The sequence below is a fragment of the Leclercia barmai genome (assembly GCF_049312895.1).
Lineage (GTDB): Bacteria > Pseudomonadota > Gammaproteobacteria > Enterobacterales > Enterobacteriaceae > Enterobacter > Enterobacter barmai.
In genome coordinates this window covers 719,268-736,086 of the sequence record NZ_JBMNWZ010000001.1, presented here as the reverse complement: position 1 = coordinate 736,086, position 16,819 = coordinate 719,268, and the positions used below count along the sequence as shown (strand labels likewise).

Here is a 16,819-nt window from a genome sequence, read left to right as displayed (position 1 = left end):
TATCAGAGGCCGAACTGGCGAATAAACCAGGCCGGGGTACAGCTCCATGCATGGCAGTAACTGTTGATGAGCTTACTGCCATACGGGGAGAAGTCAGGTCTTTGCGGATCAAATAATTCCCAAAAGGTGTCCGCCCCGTCATCTACCATCGCCCCCCAGTAAGCTTTTATCTCGGCCACGGCACGCTCACGCAAGCCGCATTTCAACAGCGCGGCGATAAAGTGGTGGCGTAGATAGGGGGTGTTCATGCCGATGGACGGCGGCGACTGTAGTAAATTCGTCATAACATTTAGCTGGTGTGCAGCATTGCCCACATCGGCCAGCACCAGCCAGATTTGCGAGGCGGCGCTGATCTGGCGCGCGGAACCGCTGATGTAGAAGCCGCTTGCTTCATCCCAGAGTTGATGCGCAGCACGTTTCACCCACGTCAGTTGATCGTGCAGGAAAGCAACCTGTTCAGGAGCGCAGACTTCCGCCAGCCGCACAGCTTTATCGATGCAGTAGATCAGCACTCCCTGGGAGGCCGCCTGCTTATTGAGCCGATCGTGCCAGTCGATAAACGACCACCATTCATCGCTGTCTGTTACCAGGCCTGCTTCGCAACGCGCCAACGCCAGCTCGGCCTGACGGAAGGCAATCGGCCACAGCTCACGGGCGGTGGAGATATCCCCGGTCACCTGCAGGTAGTTGTAGAGCGTATCGACAAAAAAGAGAGAATAATCAAACAGGAAGGTATCATCCGCCCTCACCTCGGGACGGACAAAAATATTGGCCGAGACCATCCCGTCCTCCCGGCGATGACCGGCAAACAGGTACAGGCAGCGGCGCACCAGATCGTGATTGGCAAAAGTGACGTCATTCACCAGGGCCTGTAACCGGAGGTCACCCAGCCATAAACGCCGATCCCGCTTCGGCCCGTCCTCAAACACCTCCTGCATGCAGTTACGCAGGGTTCTGACAGCCACTTCATCAATTTTCAGCAGCTGTGGATCGGTGGCGTTGCAGGGTGGATATTCATCTGGCGCCGAGCTGACGCTATTTAACGTGATTTGCTTAAAGCGCAGCTGATATTTGGGCGAAAGCGCTACAACCCGCACCTTCAGATAACGAAAACAGTAGCGACGTGCGAGGGTAATATCCGCTGGCAGGACGTCAATATATTCATGGTGTTGTTGCAACCAGCTGCTGCTTAACCATCCCTGATAGTCGCTGAAAGGCTCTGCCATTTCGCACAACGTTTCGCCAAAAATAAACTCCAGATGGGCGGGGGCATCCGGTGGGCTGCCCGCGGCTTCGCAGATGAAATTTAACCAGCCGACACCGTGGGTGCCAAAATCCAGAATAAAGGAATCTCCCGGGGAAAAGGGTTGCTTCAGCCAGGTGCAGGCATCGGCCACCTTTTCCGCACGCCAGCCGTGGAGGGCATGACTGTCGGGAACGGTGTTGATCACGCTGACGGGAGAAATCGCCTGCGAATGGAGCGTTGGCATCAATGCACTGGCGGTGGCCAGGAGCTGTTCGTCGCGATACATGGTGAGATTATGGTGTTGCTGAAGTGCCTGAGACATACTGCGCCCTCTGTAAGATTTCAGGCAGAATAGAGGCGATGGGGAGTTGGGAGCCACTCTCAGATTGCCAACTCCAAACGCAGTTTGGCAGTGTCAGTGAGGTCAGCCCGAGTATGTTCACATTTTGAAAAACAGGGCTTCTTAAGCGGTGAGAAATCAATTATCGTGCTCGCAGCTTTTCATGTGGCAGGATAATTTATGAACACTTTAACCGTTGCGCATTATTTCAAATCCACAGACGACAAACTCGCCCTTTATAAAAGCGACCCGGAAGATAACAGCTGCGAACATTGTCATGAATTTGATGAACTGGTTATTGTTGAGCAAGGACATGGCCTGCACATTATTAATGGACGCCCTCTCTATATTCAGCAAGGGGATATTTTTTACGTCCAGCGTGGCGACCACCATTTTTATGATGAGCTGGGTACACTCAAACTGATTAATATCCTGATAAACCCTGTGGCTGAATTTGTATTTTTACAGCACACCGGATCCCTGTTAGAACGTTTCTCGGTACGCGATGCCAGCTGCTACACCTGGCTGGCGCCGGAGATCCGCATGCAGTGCAATTCCCTGATCGATAAAATATTCAGTGCCCAGCCGCTGCAGGTTGAACAGCGGGAGTCACTCTTTTTCCAGCTGGTGAATACGCTGCTCCAGGCGCAGTCGGACGTTAACCACAATAACACCCGCTATAAACTGCATAAGCTGCTTAATCATCTCCAGGAAAACTGTTTTGAAGAGTATGACTGGAACGATCTGGCTAAGCAGTTTCATTTAACCCCGCGCACAGCATTCCGCCATATTAAAGCCGCGACGGGCATGACGCCGGAAAATTATATTAAGCACCTGCGACTGGTCTCTGCTCGGGTAAAAGTGCGCGAAACCGACATGACCATTACCGAGATTGCCTTCCTGTGCGGTTTCGCCAACAGCAGCCATTTCAGCACCCTGTATAAAAAGGTCTTTGCCATTACCCCGAGCGAAGAGCGTAAACGGGCTGAAATGGCCAGTTAATGCGCCCGAATTCGCCAGGCGCATATATTGACTCAGTGGATATGCACCACGGTCAGATCGGCCAGCATCGCATGGGAAATCTCGTGCAGTAACCCGGTGAGATGCGGGAGCATTTCGCGATCGAAGTGCGACACCAGCAGTACATGGTTTAAGGCCCGGCAGTAATCGCACTGGGCTTCGGTGCTGTCCAGCAGCCATTCTTGCTTGTGCGTGGGCGGGATCTCCGTCTCATCCAGCACGCGAAAATCTGTCATCGAATTTTCCAGCTCATTTTTGAATGCGTCCAGGTATGCCGCAAGGCAGCGGCAGACAGGCTGCGTTTGCGGTAGTGAGTCGCAATCGACGAGGATTTCGGTGAGCAGGTTGCAGCGCGCGGCGAGAGTGGAGAGATCGGGGGAGCTGTGTTCGAGTTCACTGTAAAGCTGGGTGATATGATTTTCTGTATTCACTAGGTAATTCCTTCACACACGTTGAATTTACCACCGCAGGAAACGCCAGATTCGCTGGCGGCGGACGAAAAGGAATTGGCGTACCAGCGTGTGTGTACTGGCGCTTCAAAAGAAGCTTCCGATTCGCCCGCCAGATGCAGAATATACCCTTTTCCTTAGGGCGAACGAAGCCTGCAGCTCATCATGCTGCTTACACACTTTCAGGACGCCAATCCTGGCACCAGATTTTGCAGGTGCATCGCCATTCTATTACTGTGGTTTTATCCAGCAATATCCGCCTTTTATTTTTGCGTAAAGCCTCGCAAATATTTATTTTTAATCCTGTTATTCATTTTGTAAGCTGATTAAAAGATTCATGCGAAAAATAGCATTTATTTACCCATTCACTACACTATGTGTGTTTTACAAATAAAATAACAAGTAAGGATTATATTTGAATCAGATCATATGACATTACCCTTAAAAATAGAAATAAATAATATTTTAGCAAAACAAATCATACAACCTATGTCTTAAAATATAATGTGAGTTCAAACCCCCTTAAACTCATACAAAAATGAGTATTATAAGATTATTATGATCCACTTAATGGATAAAAGGCATGATCATTATCGATGAAAACAATATAAAAAGTATTTTTATCATATACTATGCCAGTACCTTTATGTATTAGCCCATGATATTCATCTGGTATAACAAAACCTATCAATCTTTTATTTTGATCAAGTCTAAATCGTCCCCATCGGACTTGATGAGGAATACTTTTTGGTTGAACAAACCCACTGTTTTTTGGGAAGGAATCATATAAAGAGAGTAACCCATGTCTTCTTTTACCAATTCCTATTTGTTGTAGTTGGCCCAAGGACTTTGATGAATAATCAATAAGTTTTTCAAAAAAGTCACATATTATTTCTTTACTCCAGTCAGATATTTGACCTGAATGCTTTTGGCTCTTATCGAAATAGGAAAAATTAAACTTACTTCTCGATGAAAGATTACATTCTAATGAATCCAAACTAGCAAGATCTTCAAATGTCTTTAAAAAAGCTTTAGCTTTTGAGTTCCCAAATTTGTTTTTCATAAATTTGGCACCCCACCTATTTTCCCTTGATTATATGCAGGTATAATTGTCCGATCATTACGTAATATATCACTTGGTATCTCATCTAATCGATAACAATAACTCTCTGTATTATTTTTGTTTACAAGATAAGTTCTATGTTTCCCTAAAAAATCAAGTATTTCAGTGTTATGGGTTGTAAAGATTAACTGGGCATTAAACGGATTTGTTTGTTCATCAAGAAAAATCTCAAGTAGATGCGGCAATATGTGAGGATGAAGATTAATATCAAACTCATCTAGCACCAATAATCCACCGATAGATAGCACCGCCTTATAATTTCCTAGTTGCCTGTACAATGACTTTGTTCCGCTCGATTGCAAATTTAAACTAAGAATATCTTCTTGATCATCGAATTTAAAAACAAACCAAGGCCTGTAAATAGCCTTCCCTTCCTCATCAGTACTTTTCGCCATATAAATGTCGTTAATTGAAGGATCGAATTTTTTAATTATATCTTTCGTGAAATTGAACACCTCATCATTATGATAGAAAAATTCATTTATAAATTCCAGTTCATGTGTTTGCGCTTGCAGGCCTGTATAACTTACATTCGAAATTATTTTTTTAAATGAATTATAGATATTCTTAGTGCTTTCAATCTCATATTGAGCAGCCATGCTAAATAATGAAACATTTTTTCGCATTTTTATTTTTGTTAATTCGGCATACTCTTTTGTCGTAAAAACAACCGTATCAATAATTCTTTCGATTATTTTTGTTTCTCTCTTACTTTTCCTAAATAAAGCTTCTCTTTTTATTTCAGTTTCGGTCAATGTTGCTTCATATCTATAAATAACTTGTCCAAGTGAAAAAGTCACATAAAAATCAGAATCAGATGAACTTGTAAAATAGGGATCAAATTGAAGATAACTATCAGTTTTATTATCAAATGAATGTGTAACAAAATTTGATATAAAATTTATTGCTTTCAAAATGTTAGTTTTTCCAGATCCATTAGCTCCTTTTACACATAGAATATTAGAAACTCCTTTTCCTCTGGAAATCTCAGCAGGACATTTAGTTCCCAACTCAAAGGAAATGTCAAAGCCCTCTTTAAAACTAAAAAAGTTCCTAGCGCCAAAATTTAAAATCATATTGATCTCCGACTTGTTAGTTCAAGTAGTGTATCACATTATATGAAAATAATGTCAAAAATGTCATGATTTGCATATAAGCAAATCATGACACATGTTAATTTTTTCAAGAAAAAAACATGATGTTGATATCAAAATTTTAAAATCAATTTATGTAAAAAAAGCCAGCCATTAAAAATGGCTGGCTTTGAAAAGAAGTGTCAAAACTTAGCGTTAGTGAGCCGCTTCCGGCTTATGCTTCGCCGCACTCTGGAAATCATACGTCAGCTCATTCTTCGCCTGATCCAGGGCCACCGTCACCTGCCCACCATCCACAAGCGAACCAAACAGCAGCTCGTTAGCCAACGGTTTTTTCAGGTTGTCCTGAATCACACGCGCCATCGGACGTGCACCCATCGCACGATCGTAGCCTTTCTCTGCCAGCCAGTTGCGGGCTTCCTGACTCACTTCCAGGGAGACCCCTTTCTGATCCAGCTGAACCTGCAGCTCGACGATGAACTTATCCACCACCTGATGGATCACCTCAGTAGACAGATGATCGAACCAGATAATGTTGTCCAGACGGTTACGGAACTCCGGCGTAAAGACCTTTTTGATCTCTTCCATCGCATCGGTGCTGTTATCCTGGTGGATCAGGCCGATGGACTTACGCTCGGTCTCGCGCACCCCGGCGTTGGTGGTCATCACCATCACTACGTTGCGGAAGTCCGCCTTGCGCCCGTTGTTGTCGGTCAGCGTCCCGTTGTCCATCACCTGCAGCAGCAGGTTAAAGACGTCCGGGTGCGCTTTCTCGATTTCATCGAGGAGCAGAACCGCGTGCGGATGCTTGATCACCGCATCGGTGAGCAGGCCGCCCTGGTCAAAGCCCACGTATCCCGGAGGCGCACCGATCAGACGGCTGACGGTGTGACGCTCCATATACTCGGACATATCAAAGCGCAGCAGCTCAATGCCCAGCGCTTTGGAGAGCTGAACCGTCACCTCGGTTTTCCCCACCCCGGTCGGACCGGCGAACAGGAAGGAACCGACAGGCTTATGATCGTGCCCCAGTCCGGCGCGGGCCATCTTGATGGCTTCGGTTAAGGCCTCAATGGCTTTGTCCTGCCCAAAGACCAGCATTTTCAGGCGATCGCCGAGGTTTTTCAGCGTATCGCGGTCGCTCTGAGAAACGCTCTTCTCAGGGATACGCGCGATGCGGGCCACCACGGATTCGATATCCGCCACGTTGACCGTTTTCTTACGTTTGCTGACCGGCATCAGACGCGCACGCGCGCCTGCTTCGTCGATCACGTCAATCGCTTTATCCGGCAGATGACGGTCGTTGATGTATTTCACCGCCAGCTCCACCGCCGCACGCACCGCTTTCGCGGTATAACGCACGTCGTGGTGCGCTTCGTACTTCGGCTTCAGGCCGTTGATGATCTGCACCGTTTCTTCAATCGACGGTTCAGTAATGTCGATTTTCTGGAAGCGACGCGCCAGGGCGCGGTCTTTTTCGAAAATATTGCTGAACTCCTGGTAGGTGGTTGAGCCAATCACCCGGATTTTGCCGCTGGAGAGCAGCGGTTTGATCAGGTTGGCGGCATCCACCTGGCCACCCGATGCCGCACCGGCGCCGATGATGGTATGGATCTCGTCGATAAACAGGATGCTGTTGGTATCCTGCTCCAGCTGTTTCAGCAGCGCTTTGAAACGTTTCTCAAAATCACCGCGGTATTTGGTGCCGGCCAGCAGGGAACCGATATCCAGCGAATAGATGGTGCAGTCGGCAATCACTTCCGGGACGTCGCCCTGCACAATGCGCCAGGCCAGCCCTTCGGCGATAGCGGTTTTACCCACGCCAGATTCACCCACCAGCAGCGGGTTGTTCTTACGGCGGCGGCACAGTACCTGAATCGCTCGTTCCAGCTCTTTGTCGCGGCCAATCAGCGGGTCGATACCGCCGACGCGGGCAAGCTGGTTAAGATTGGTGGTGAAGTTTTCCATACGTTCCTCCCCGCCTGCCTGCTCTTCGCTGTTGGCCTGATGGCCGGAATCCGATGCCTGATTCGGCTCGTCTTTTCGCGTTCCGTGAGAGATGAAGTTCACCACATCAAGGCGGCTGACTTCGTGTTTGCGCAGCAGGTACGCGGCTTGCGACTCCTGCTCGCTGAAGATGGCAACCAGCACGTTTGCACCGGTGACTTCGCTACGTCCGGAGGACTGGACGTGGAATACCGCACGCTGGAGTACGCGCTGGAAGCTGAGCGTGGGTTGTGTATCGCGCTCCTCTTCACTAACGGGCAGTACAGGTGTGGTCTGTTCGATGAAGGCTTCAAGTTCCTGACGCAGCGCCACCAGGTCCACGGAGCAGGCTTCAAGCGCTTCGCGGGCGGATGGGTTACTGAGCAGTGCAAGCAGCAGGTGCTCGACCGTCATAAACTCATGTCGGTGCTCACGCGCTCTGGCGAAAGCCATGTTTAAACTGAGTTCCAGTTCTTGATTGAGCATAGGCACCTCCCCCAATTTTCATTGCCTTATTCAGGCTTTTTCCAGCGTACACAGCAACGGATGCTCGTTCTCCCTTGCATACTGGTTCACCATTGCCACCTTGGTTTCGGCGACTTCTGCAGTAAAAACACCGCAGATGGCTTTGCCATGATAGTGAACCGTAAGCATCAGTTGCGTTGCACGTTCAACATCATAAGAAAAGAACTTTTGTAGCACGTCAATAACAAATTCCATCGGCGTGTAATCATCGTTCATTAACATAACTTTATACATAGATGGCGGTTTTAGCGCGTCGCGCACTTTATCTTCCGCCAGCTTGTCGAAATCGAGCCAGTCGTTCGTCTTACCCATTGTCAGTCGTCATCTTCGTTTACGGTCTCCGGTCGCGTCTTTCTGAAGCTGACAGGAGGCTATACATAACCTGAATCTACCTCAGATGTCAGATAACTCACATCTATTATTGCCATCCGCGATGTCTGTCACAATACCTGGCAATAGCGTTAACTGCTTCAAATTTTGACGCATTTTTCCCCTCCCTTCCCCGCCAAATGCTTGACGCTGCCTTTGGTTTATCTAAATTGTACAAGCGTGAGTTGGCGAGGTTTTGAACAGCCCCCACTTCACCACCGGTTCATTACATCTAACTCAATAAGATTTACGAAGGATGTCGAAGCATGGAAACGGGTACAGTTAAGTGGTTTAACAACGCCAAAGGGTTTGGTTTTATCTGCCCTGAAGGCGGCGGCGAAGACATCTTCGCGCATTACTCCACCATTCAGATGGATGGTTACAGAACGCTGAAAGCCGGGCAGGCCGTCCGGTTCGATGTACACCTCGGGCCAAAAGGCAATCATGCCAGCGTTATTGTGCCCATCGAAGCAGAAGTGGTGGCATAGCCCTCTGTTTCATTGTGTACACCCCGCACTCAAAATGCCAGCCCGATGCGCTGGCATTTTTATTTGTGTGCGGTTGTGCGGCCTGATGCCCGGCGGCGCTGCGCTTGCACGGGCCTACAAATTATTGTGGGCCAACGCACTTACTCCCGGGCTAACGCATCCACCGGATCCAGCCGCGCGGCGTTTCTTGCCGGCAACCAGCCAAACAGCACCCCGGTAAAGGTAGAACAAAGGAAGGCGGTTAGCAGCGCCATCGGTGAAAAACCGATCTCCCAGCCGGGTAAAAACAGCTGCAGCGTGAAGGCGATTAACAACGAGAGCGTGATCCCCAGCGCCCCGCCCACCAGACAGACCAGCACCGCCTCAATTAAAAACTGTTGCAGCACGTCGCTGGCCCGGGCACCTACCGCCATGCGAATGCCGATTTCGCGCGTCCGCTCCGTCACCGACACCAGCATAATATTCATCACCCCAATCCCCCCTACCAGCAGGGAGATGATCGCCACCAGGGTGAGAAAGAGCTGTAAAGTACGTGTGGTCTTTTCAGCCGTTTTCAAGAGCCCGTCCATGTTCCAGGTGAAGAAATCTTTCTTCCCGTGGCGCAAAGAGAGCAGGCGCTCAAGCTGCTGCTCCGCCTGGGCGCTGTCGTAGCCGTCTTTCACCCGCACGGTGATCGAGTTGAGCCACGACTGCCCCATAATGCGCCCGGAGATGGTGGTGTAAGGCAGCCAGACGCGCAAAATCTTGCTGCTGCCAAACATCGACTGTTTCTCCTCCGCCACGCCGATCACCGTCGCAGGCATGTTGCCCACCAGCACGATCTCGCCCACCACCTTCGCTTTATTGGGAAACAGCTGCCGCCGGGAGTTGGTATCCAGCACCACCACCTGGGCCCGCCCTGCGAGCTGCTCCGCATTGAAGGTGCCCCCTTCGCTGAAGGTCATGCCGTAGACGTTAAAGTAGTCCCCGCTGACGCCGTTGGCGCTGGCTGCCACATCGATATTGCCGTAGCGCAGACGCAGGTTCTGCGATACCGCTGGCGTAGCGGAGTTGACCCACGGCTGCTTCTGGATCGCCGCCAGATCGTCATATTTCAGTGCCTGCTGGTACTGCGGCTCGTCATCGCCAAAGTCTTTACCGGGATAGACGTCGATGGTGTTGGTGCCGATGGAGCGGATATCCGACAGCACTAGCTGTTTGGCGGCGTCCCCCACCACCACGATCGACACCACCGAGGCGATACCGATGATGATCCCGAGCATGGTCAGCAGGGTACGCATCTTGTTGGCGGCCATCGCCAGCCAGGCCATGGTCAGCGCTTCGCGGAAACTGCTGGCAAACTGCCGCCAGCCGGACGGGGGCGGGAGCGCCACCTCCTGACGCCGGGTGGCGTTGAGCCCGGGGGGTGGATTGCTGACCAGTTCGCCGTCGTGGATCTCGACGATGCGCCCGGCCTGGGAGGCCACCTGCGGATCGTGGGTGACGATAATCACCGTATGCCCCTGATCCCGCAGTTGGTGCAGGATCGCCATCACCTCTTCCCCGGAGTGGCTGTCCAGCGCCCCGGTCGGTTCATCGGCCAGGATCACCTGCCCGCCGTTCATCAACGCCCGGGCGATACTGACCCGCTGCTGCTGGCCGCCAGAGAGCTGCGAGGGCTGATAATCCACCCGCTCCCCCAGCCCGAGCCGGGTGAGCAGCGCCTGGGCTCGCTCAAGGCGTTTTTTACGCTCGACGCCCGCATAGACCGCCGGCACCTCAACGTTTTGCGCCGCGCTCAGGTGCGAGAGCAGATGGTAACGCTGGAAGATAAAGCCGAAATGTTCCCGGCGCAGTTTAGCCAGCGCGTCGCTGTCCAGGGTGGCGACGTCGGTCCCCGCCACGCGGTAGGTGCCGCTGGTGGGCTTATCCAGGCAGCCGAGGATGTTCATCAGCGTCGATTTACCGGAACCCGAGGCCCCGACAATCGCCACCATTTCCCCAGCCTCTACCCGCATAGTGATGCCCTTCAGCACCTCCACCGGCCCGTCGCCGGACGGGTAGCTGCGGCGGATATCATTCAGCTCCAGCAGGGCCGTCATTTAGCCGCCCCCGGCTGGCTCTCGCTGATGACCACCTCTTCACCCTCTTCCAGCCCTTTAACCACCACCACATCGGTGTCGTTACGCGAGCCGAGGCTCACCTCACGCTCGCGCGTTTCGCCGTTACGCAGCACCTTCACGTTATAGCGGTTGTCTCCCACCGGGGCGCCCAGCGCCGCCAGCGGAATGGTCAGCACGTTTTTCACCCCGGACAGCTGAATATGCACCTGAGCGGTCATGTCCAGGCGCAGCACCCCCTGCGGGTTAGGCACTTCAAAACGGGCGTGATAGAAGATGGCGTCGTTAACCTTCTCCGGGGTCGGAAGAATATCTTTCAGCACCCCTTCGTAGCGGGTTTGCGGATCGCCGAGCACGGTAAACCAGGCCTTTTGCCCCGGTTTAAGGTGGATCACATCCGCTTCAGAAACCTGAGCCTTCACCAGCATGGTGCCCATATCCGCGAGGGTCAGGATGTTGGGCGCCTGCTGGGCGGCAATCACCGTCTGCCCCTGCAGGGTGGTGATTTGCGTCACTTCCCCGGCCATCGGCGCAACGATGCGGGTGTAATCGAGGTTAGTTTTCGCGCTGTCCAGCGAGGCCTGGTTGCGTTTGATCTGGGCGTCGATGGTGCCAATCTGCGCCTGCTTCACCGCCAGTTCTGTCGTCGAGGTATCCAGATCCTGCTGCGAGATGGCCTGAGTGGTGGCCAGCTGCCGCTGGCGGTTCAGGGTTACCTGGGCCAGCTTCCGCTCCGCCTCTGCCTGGCTACGCTGGGCGCGCAGCTCCATCAGGGTCGCTTCCACCTCTTTGATCTGGTTCTCAGCCTGCTCCGGATCGATAACCCCCAGCAGCTGCCCTTTTTTCACCTTGTCGCCAATCTCCACCGACAGCGTCTTCAGCTGGCCGCTGACCTGGGCGCCCACGTCAACCTTGCGCAGCGCGTCCAGCTTGCCGGTAGCCAGCACGCTCTGCTGCAGCTCGCCCGGACGGACAATCAGTGTCTGATATTGCGGCACCGGTGCGTTAAGCACCCGCCACAGCCAGAATCCACCCACCAGTACAACCAGCACCAGCAGCAGAAACAGCTTCCTGCGCTTTCCCTTTAATTTCATAAATATTCCAAATAGCTATTCCGGCTTACATAACTGTTGATTCTAACTAAACCATTCCTCAACGAAACCCCTGCTTTTCCGGATGGATAAAAATCGTTGAGGAGAGGTTGATAAAGTCCCTGCTGAAATAAAGACCTGGCAACAAGACCGGTATCTATCATGTCGTCCATCGCAGAGTCATCTTATACACATCAGCCGCAACCTAAATCAGCCTGGCAGCTATTCCAGCATCTGGCATCCGGGACATTAACCCCCGGCCTCGCCTGGCGCAACCCGGCCTATCGCCGCAAGTTCATGCTGCGCTCGCTGATGACGCCGTTCAGCACCGCGCGTCTGCTGTCGCACCTTTCAAAACAGCCGCAATTACTGCAAATGTTGCAGGTTCAGCCTGGGCTGCCCTGCCGCCTGCACCGCCCGTGGCTCTCGGTGGCAATGAACCGCCAGAAAACGCTTCAGGCGCTGAACTGGCACTATCAGACCATGCAGAAGCGGCTCCCGGCTGCGCTGATGAACGGCTATCTCTCCCGGGAGGGGATCACCTTGCTGACCCTCACCGGAAAAGACGACCAGCCCTTTACCGTGCGCCTGTGCGCCGATGCGTTTCTCGATAAAGAGGGCGAGGCGACGCTGGCGTTTTGCGACGCGCAGCTGACGGTGCTGGCAGAGATGACCTTTACGCTGTGTCAGATTAACGGCACCTCCATGCTGTTTATCGGCGGGATGCAGGGGGCAAAAGCCTTTGTGCCGCACGAGGCGATCCAGAGCGCCACCAAAGCCTGCCACGGCCTGTTCCCGAAACGCCTGCTGGTGGAGGCCGCCATGACGCTGGGCAGCGCCCTGGCCGTAGATCAGATTATTGCCGTCAGCAACAGCACCCATATTTATCGCAGTTGGCGCTATCGCAAGAAAAAAGAGGGAAAACTGCTGGCCGACTACGACAGCTTCTGGCTCTCCCTTGGCGGGGAGCGCGACAGCGGCGGCAACTTCAGGCTGCCACTCGCCATGCCGCGCAAGCCGATGGAGGAGATCGCCAGCAAAAAACGCGCCGAATACCGCCGCCGCTTTGCCCTGCTGGACAGCCTGGTTGACCAGGTAAACGAGGCGACCCGCCGTTAATCCGCTCTCCCGCGTGCCAGCCACAGCACGCGGGAGAACATTTTCCGCAGCAGCGTGGGCACCGCCTCGACGCCCCGCCGTCCCGCCTCCATCGCCACTTCAATCGCCAGATCGGGCTTCGACGAACGGTGAATGGCCTTCATGATCACCCGCCGCATGTTCATCGGGATATCATCGGGGATCATCGCCACCCGGTGAAAGACGTCGGAAAAGCCCTGCCGGTACATGAAATGCTCCATGTCCATGGCGGGCAGCGCCGTCAGGTGCTCGCGCTCCTCTTCCCTGTCGTTATTGATAAGCCCGCGCACGGTAGCGGCATATTTCTTGCCCGCCTCGTCGCCGTCCACCAGCACGTGCCATTCGATACCCATCCGGCGGGCAAATTTAATCAGCGGTTTCAAGCCCGACTGGGCAAACTCAATCACCTTGATGCCCTCGGCATCGAAGTGGTGGCCGCACTGACGGGCCAGCTCGTTTATCACCCAGGTTTCGGTCTCCCCTTCCACCAGCAGCCAGCAGCGGGCAAACAGCGAGGAGGCGCGGTTGAAGCGAATGTGGAAGGCGATGCGACGGCTGTCTTCGGCGTTCATCCCCCCCGGTCCAAGGCGGTAAGCCGTGACCCGCGACGACTCACGCACCAGCCGACAGACATGTTCCACCGGGGTCAACGACAGCAGCTCTCCGGAGTTAGTGGTGGCAATGCGCTGGAGCGGCAGCAGGTTCAGCAGGTGCCACGCCACCGAGAGCATGATGGGGTGCAGGCGCGTCTCGGGATCTTCCACCAGCAGCAGCGGGCGGGCATCCCGGTCCAGCCGGACGGTGCCTTTCGCCTGCAGCAGCGTCGAGAAGAGCCCCAGCAGGATCACCCGGTGCGAGCGGCCGCCGGGCCGGTCAATCATCCGGTTGATGATGTCGAGATAACGCCAGCTGCGCTGCTCGTCATGGGAGCGCCGCCGCATCAGCCGGTTGCGCACCGGCGAAGTACCTTGTTCGGAGAAGTAGTGTTCCAGCAGCTGCACCATCGCCGACAGCCCCTGGCGGATCTGGCCGTCGGTCAGGTTCTGCGGACGGGCCACCAGTTCCCGGGCCAGGTAGTCCAGCTCCCGGGCGGTGACCTCCACATCGGGCATATTCGGCACAGTACCGTTGCGGATACGGCGCATAAAGCGGGCGTCGCGCAGGCGCAGCACCGGCATCAGGCGAACCAGATGGCGCGCCCGCTCGTCGATGTCATCAAGCGGCAGGACATGGCCGTCGGTACCGAGAAAACCGCGCAGGGTCAGAACGCTGTCATCGTCGGCCAGTTCGCCCTCCAGACGGTAAAAAATGCGCTGGTAGCCGTCATCACAAGGCACCCAGCAGTCGGCTAAGGGGCGATAGCGGCGGACGCGATGGCGGCCCGGCTCGGCTTCACGAAAGGTGAGGATGATATGCAGATGATGTTCGCGTCCCAGCACATCTCCGGGCGGGAACCAGAAATCTTCCCGGACAAAGTGGTACAGGTCCGTTTCCGGCGACAATAGCAGCGTCAGGGCATCCAGCAGGCTGGATTTACCCCAGGCGTTTTCCCCGATCAGCACGTTATTGTGCTCAAGCATCAGCGACAGGCGGTTAATGCCGCGAAACCCCACGATTTCCACACGTTCAAGTAACATGTACCCTCCGGGAGAGATAAACTTTTTCCTTTAAGTTATCAGGAGTATAACGCCAGCGGGCCCGGACGGACACCCGGTCGTCGGCGGAATAAAGACCGGCAGGATCGAAAATTAAGAATTTAACCAGTAACTTTCATTTGAAATAACGATTTCGGCGGAATACTCTTGCTGCCGAAAATTCAACTCTGCTTTACACGCCTTAATTTAGCAAGGAAGCGCAACACATTGCCCTACATCAAACTTACCGTATTTATATGACTGGTGAGAGTGAATATTCATTTTTAGAATAGTGGCGCTTTAAAAATCATCGCTAATTTTGGCGATAAATAACAATGGCGCAGGATTGCGCTCATTTTTCTTTGAGGTGGTTATGTTCAGAAAATTAGCAGCTGAATGCTTTGGTACATTCTGGTTGGTATTTGGTGGATGCGGCAGCGCCGTGCTGGCAGCAGGGTTCCCGGAACTGGGAATTGGTTTTGTCGGGGTTTCACTGGCCTTCGGATTAACGGTTTTAACCATGGCCTATGCTGTAGGGCATATTTCCGGCGGTCACTTTAACCCGGCGGTAACATTAGGTTTATGGGCTGGCGGTCGTTTTCCGGCGAAAGAGGTTCTTGGCTATATTATTGCCCAGGTAATTGGCGGGATTATCGCGGCCGCTATTCTGTATGTGGTGGCCAGCGGTAAAGCAGGCTTTGACGCTGCGGCCAGCGGTTTTGCCTCCAACGGCTTTGGCGAGCACTCCCCTGGCGGCTTCTCTATGCTCTCTGCCATCGTGATTGAAATCGTGCTGACGGCGGGCTTCCTGCTGGTGATCCACGGCGCAACCGACAAACATGCCCCGGCCGGTTTCGCGCCGATTGCAATTGGCCTGGCGCTGACCCTGATCCACCTGATCAGCATTCCGGTGACCAATACCTCCGTTAACCCGGCGCGCAGCACCGCGGTAGCTATCTTCCAGGGTGGCTGGGCGCTGCAGCAGCTGTGGCTGTTCTGGGTGATGCCGATTGTTGGCGGTATCCTCGGCGGCGTGCTGTACCGTACCCTGCTGGAAAAACGCGATTAATATTGCGCGTTGTGGTGCCGGGTGGCGGCTTCGCCTTACCCGGCCTACAGACAGGGCATTTCGCGCGTTATGGTGCCGGGTGGCGGCTACGCCTTACCCGGCCTACAGGACAGTATTTCGTAGGCCGGGCAAGCGAAGCGCCGCCCGGCACTGTTTTCATCTTTACTGAACAGCCTTAATTGGGTAGTGTCTCAGCGCCACTCAAATAAAGGACCGGTTGTTCATGTTTTCAGGACTCTTAATCATTCTCCTCCCGCTGATCGTGGGCTATCTCATTCCTCTTCGTCATCTGTCAGCGCTAAAACTGATCAACCGTTTACTGAGCTGGATTGTCTACGTCATTCTCTTTTTTATGGGGATCAGCCTCGCCTTCCTCGATAATCTGGCAACCAATCTGCTCTCTATTCTTCACTATTCTGTTATTACCATGGTGGTTATCCTGGCCTGCAATATTGCGGCGCTTTTCTGGCTGGAGCGCGTCATTCCCTGGAAAAACCATCACCATCAGGAAAAATTACCCTCACGTATTGCGATGGCGCTGGAGTCATTAAAATTATGCGGCGTGGTATTGCTCGGTTTTCTGCTGGGGCTCACCGGATATGCTTTTTTACAGCACGCCACCGAGGCCAGTGAATATACGCTGATCTTCCTGCTGTTCCTTATTGGTATTCAGCTGCGAAATAATGGCATGACCCTGAAGCAGATCGTGCTCAACCGCCGCGGCATGATGGTGGCGGTCATTGTGGTGGGCAGTTCGCTGGTGGGCGGCGTCATTAACGCCTTTATTCTCGACCTGCCGCTCAATACCGCCCTGGCGATGGCCTCCGGGTTTGGCTGGTATTCACTTTCCGGCATTCTGTTAACCGAATCCTTTGGGCCGGTGATTGGCAGCGCCGCCTTCTTTAACGATCTCGCGCGGGAGCTGATCGCCATTATGCTGATCCCGGGTCTTGTTCGCCGCAGTCGCTCCACGGCGCTGGGGCTGTGCGGTGCCACCTCCATGGACTTTACCCTGCCGGTTCTGCAACGCTCGGGCGGGCTGGAGATGGTGCCTGCCGCCATCGTACACGGCTTTATTTTAAGCCTGCTGGTGCCCGTCATGATGGCGTTCTTCTCCGCCTGATACTTCTTTGGCGGTAGCCTGCTGCC

Annotated in this window: 15 protein-coding genes; 5 read left to right on the top strand and 10 right to left on the bottom strand. The window is 53.4% G+C overall.

The annotated features are described in order from the left end of the window. Window positions 1-2 precede the first annotated feature (2 nt). Window positions 3-1,568, bottom strand: a complete 1,566-nt coding sequence (locus tag ACOYA6_RS03415) for an alpha-L-rhamnosidase-related protein (RefSeq protein WP_422654047.1) — start codon at window positions 1,566-1,568, stop codon at window positions 3-5. A gap of 198 nt (window positions 1,569-1,766) precedes the next feature. Here ACOYA6_RS03415 and ACOYA6_RS03410 point away from each other — a divergent pair, with 198 nt between their 5' ends. Next, the gene (locus ACOYA6_RS03410) at window positions 1,767-2,588 is read left to right on the top strand and encodes a helix-turn-helix domain-containing protein (RefSeq protein ID WP_223075071.1); all 822 of its coding nucleotides are present in this window, start codon (window positions 1,767-1,769) and stop codon (window positions 2,586-2,588) included. Between the two features lie 32 nt (window positions 2,589-2,620). On the opposite strand, the gene ACOYA6_RS03405 is transcribed toward ACOYA6_RS03410, so the two are convergent. The 5 genes from ACOYA6_RS03405 to clpS all read right to left on the bottom strand — a co-directional run bounded on the left by ACOYA6_RS03405 (window position 2,621) and on the right by clpS (window position 8,095). Then, complete coding sequence (locus ACOYA6_RS03405) at window positions 2,621-3,037, bottom strand: hypothetical protein (RefSeq protein WP_422654046.1); 417 nt, start codon at window positions 3,035-3,037, stop codon at window positions 2,621-2,623. Between the two features lie 574 nt (window positions 3,038-3,611). Beyond that, window positions 3,612-4,118 carry a hypothetical protein gene (locus tag ACOYA6_RS03400; protein ID WP_422654045.1) on the bottom strand — a complete coding sequence of 169 codons (507 nt, stop codon included), beginning with the start codon at window positions 4,116-4,118 and terminating at the stop codon, window positions 3,612-3,614. Then, window positions 4,115-5,254, bottom strand: coding sequence for an AAA family ATPase (locus ACOYA6_RS03395; protein WP_422654044.1), 1,140 nt, complete (start codon window positions 5,252-5,254; stop codon window positions 4,115-4,117). The genes ACOYA6_RS03400 and ACOYA6_RS03395 overlap by 4 nt, the downstream gene beginning before the upstream one ends. A 213-nt stretch (window positions 5,255-5,467) precedes the next feature. Next, a complete protein-coding gene (clpA, locus tag ACOYA6_RS03390) occupies window positions 5,468-7,744 on the bottom strand; it encodes an ATP-dependent Clp protease ATP-binding subunit ClpA (protein ID WP_422654043.1) in 2,277 nt (758 codons plus the stop codon). A gap of 30 nt (window positions 7,745-7,774) precedes the next feature. Next, window positions 7,775-8,095: an ATP-dependent Clp protease adapter ClpS gene (gene clpS / locus ACOYA6_RS03385; RefSeq protein ID WP_032617325.1), complete on the bottom strand. Its 321-nt coding sequence runs from the start codon at window positions 8,093-8,095 to the stop codon at window positions 7,775-7,777. 323 nt (window positions 8,096-8,418) lie between these two features. Between clpS and cspD the strand changes: the two genes are divergently transcribed. Continuing rightward, window positions 8,419-8,640, top strand: a complete 222-nt coding sequence (gene cspD, locus ACOYA6_RS03380; RefSeq protein ID WP_032617324.1) for a cold shock-like protein CspD — start codon at window positions 8,419-8,421, stop codon at window positions 8,638-8,640. Window positions 8,641-8,780: 140 nt separating this feature from the next. Here the strand turns inward: cspD and macB are convergent, their stop codons facing one another. Both macB and macA read right to left on the bottom strand, forming a co-directional pair. Then, complete coding sequence (macB, locus tag ACOYA6_RS03375) at window positions 8,781-10,721, bottom strand: macrolide ABC transporter ATP-binding protein/permease MacB (protein WP_422654042.1); 1,941 nt, start codon at window positions 10,719-10,721, stop codon at window positions 8,781-8,783. Continuing rightward, window positions 10,718-11,833: a macrolide transporter subunit MacA gene (gene macA / locus ACOYA6_RS03370; RefSeq protein WP_039029509.1), complete on the bottom strand. Its 1,116-nt coding sequence runs from the start codon at window positions 11,831-11,833 to the stop codon at window positions 10,718-10,720. The genes macB and macA overlap by 4 nt, the downstream gene beginning before the upstream one ends. Window positions 11,834-11,992: 159 nt before the next feature. Between macA and ACOYA6_RS03365 the strand changes: the two genes are divergently transcribed. Next, window positions 11,993-12,949, top strand: a complete 957-nt coding sequence (locus ACOYA6_RS03365; protein WP_422654041.1) for a VirK/YbjX family protein — start codon at window positions 11,993-11,995, stop codon at window positions 12,947-12,949. On the opposite strand, the gene ACOYA6_RS03360 is transcribed toward ACOYA6_RS03365, so the two are convergent. Both ACOYA6_RS03360 and ACOYA6_RS03355 read right to left on the bottom strand, forming a co-directional pair. Beyond that, a complete protein-coding gene (locus tag ACOYA6_RS03360) occupies window positions 12,946-14,604 on the bottom strand; it encodes an ATP-dependent endonuclease (RefSeq protein WP_422654040.1) in 1,659 nt (552 codons plus the stop codon). The genes ACOYA6_RS03365 and ACOYA6_RS03360 overlap by 4 nt on opposite strands. Window positions 14,605-14,901: 297 nt before the next feature. Next, complete coding sequence (locus ACOYA6_RS03355) at window positions 14,902-15,123, bottom strand: hypothetical protein (RefSeq protein WP_286172629.1); 222 nt, start codon at window positions 15,121-15,123, stop codon at window positions 14,902-14,904. Here ACOYA6_RS03355 and aqpZ point away from each other — a divergent pair. Beyond that, window positions 15,017-15,670 carry an aquaporin Z gene (gene aqpZ / locus ACOYA6_RS03350; RefSeq protein ID WP_286172628.1) on the top strand — a complete coding sequence of 218 codons (654 nt, stop codon included), beginning with the start codon at window positions 15,017-15,019 and terminating at the stop codon, window positions 15,668-15,670. The genes ACOYA6_RS03355 and aqpZ overlap by 107 nt on opposite strands. A 223-nt stretch (window positions 15,671-15,893) precedes the next feature. After that, on the top strand, window positions 15,894-16,793 hold the full coding sequence (locus ACOYA6_RS03345; protein ID WP_139564665.1) for a LysO family transporter: 900 nt from the start codon (window positions 15,894-15,896) through the stop codon (window positions 16,791-16,793). Window positions 16,794-16,819: the final 26 nt, after the last annotated feature.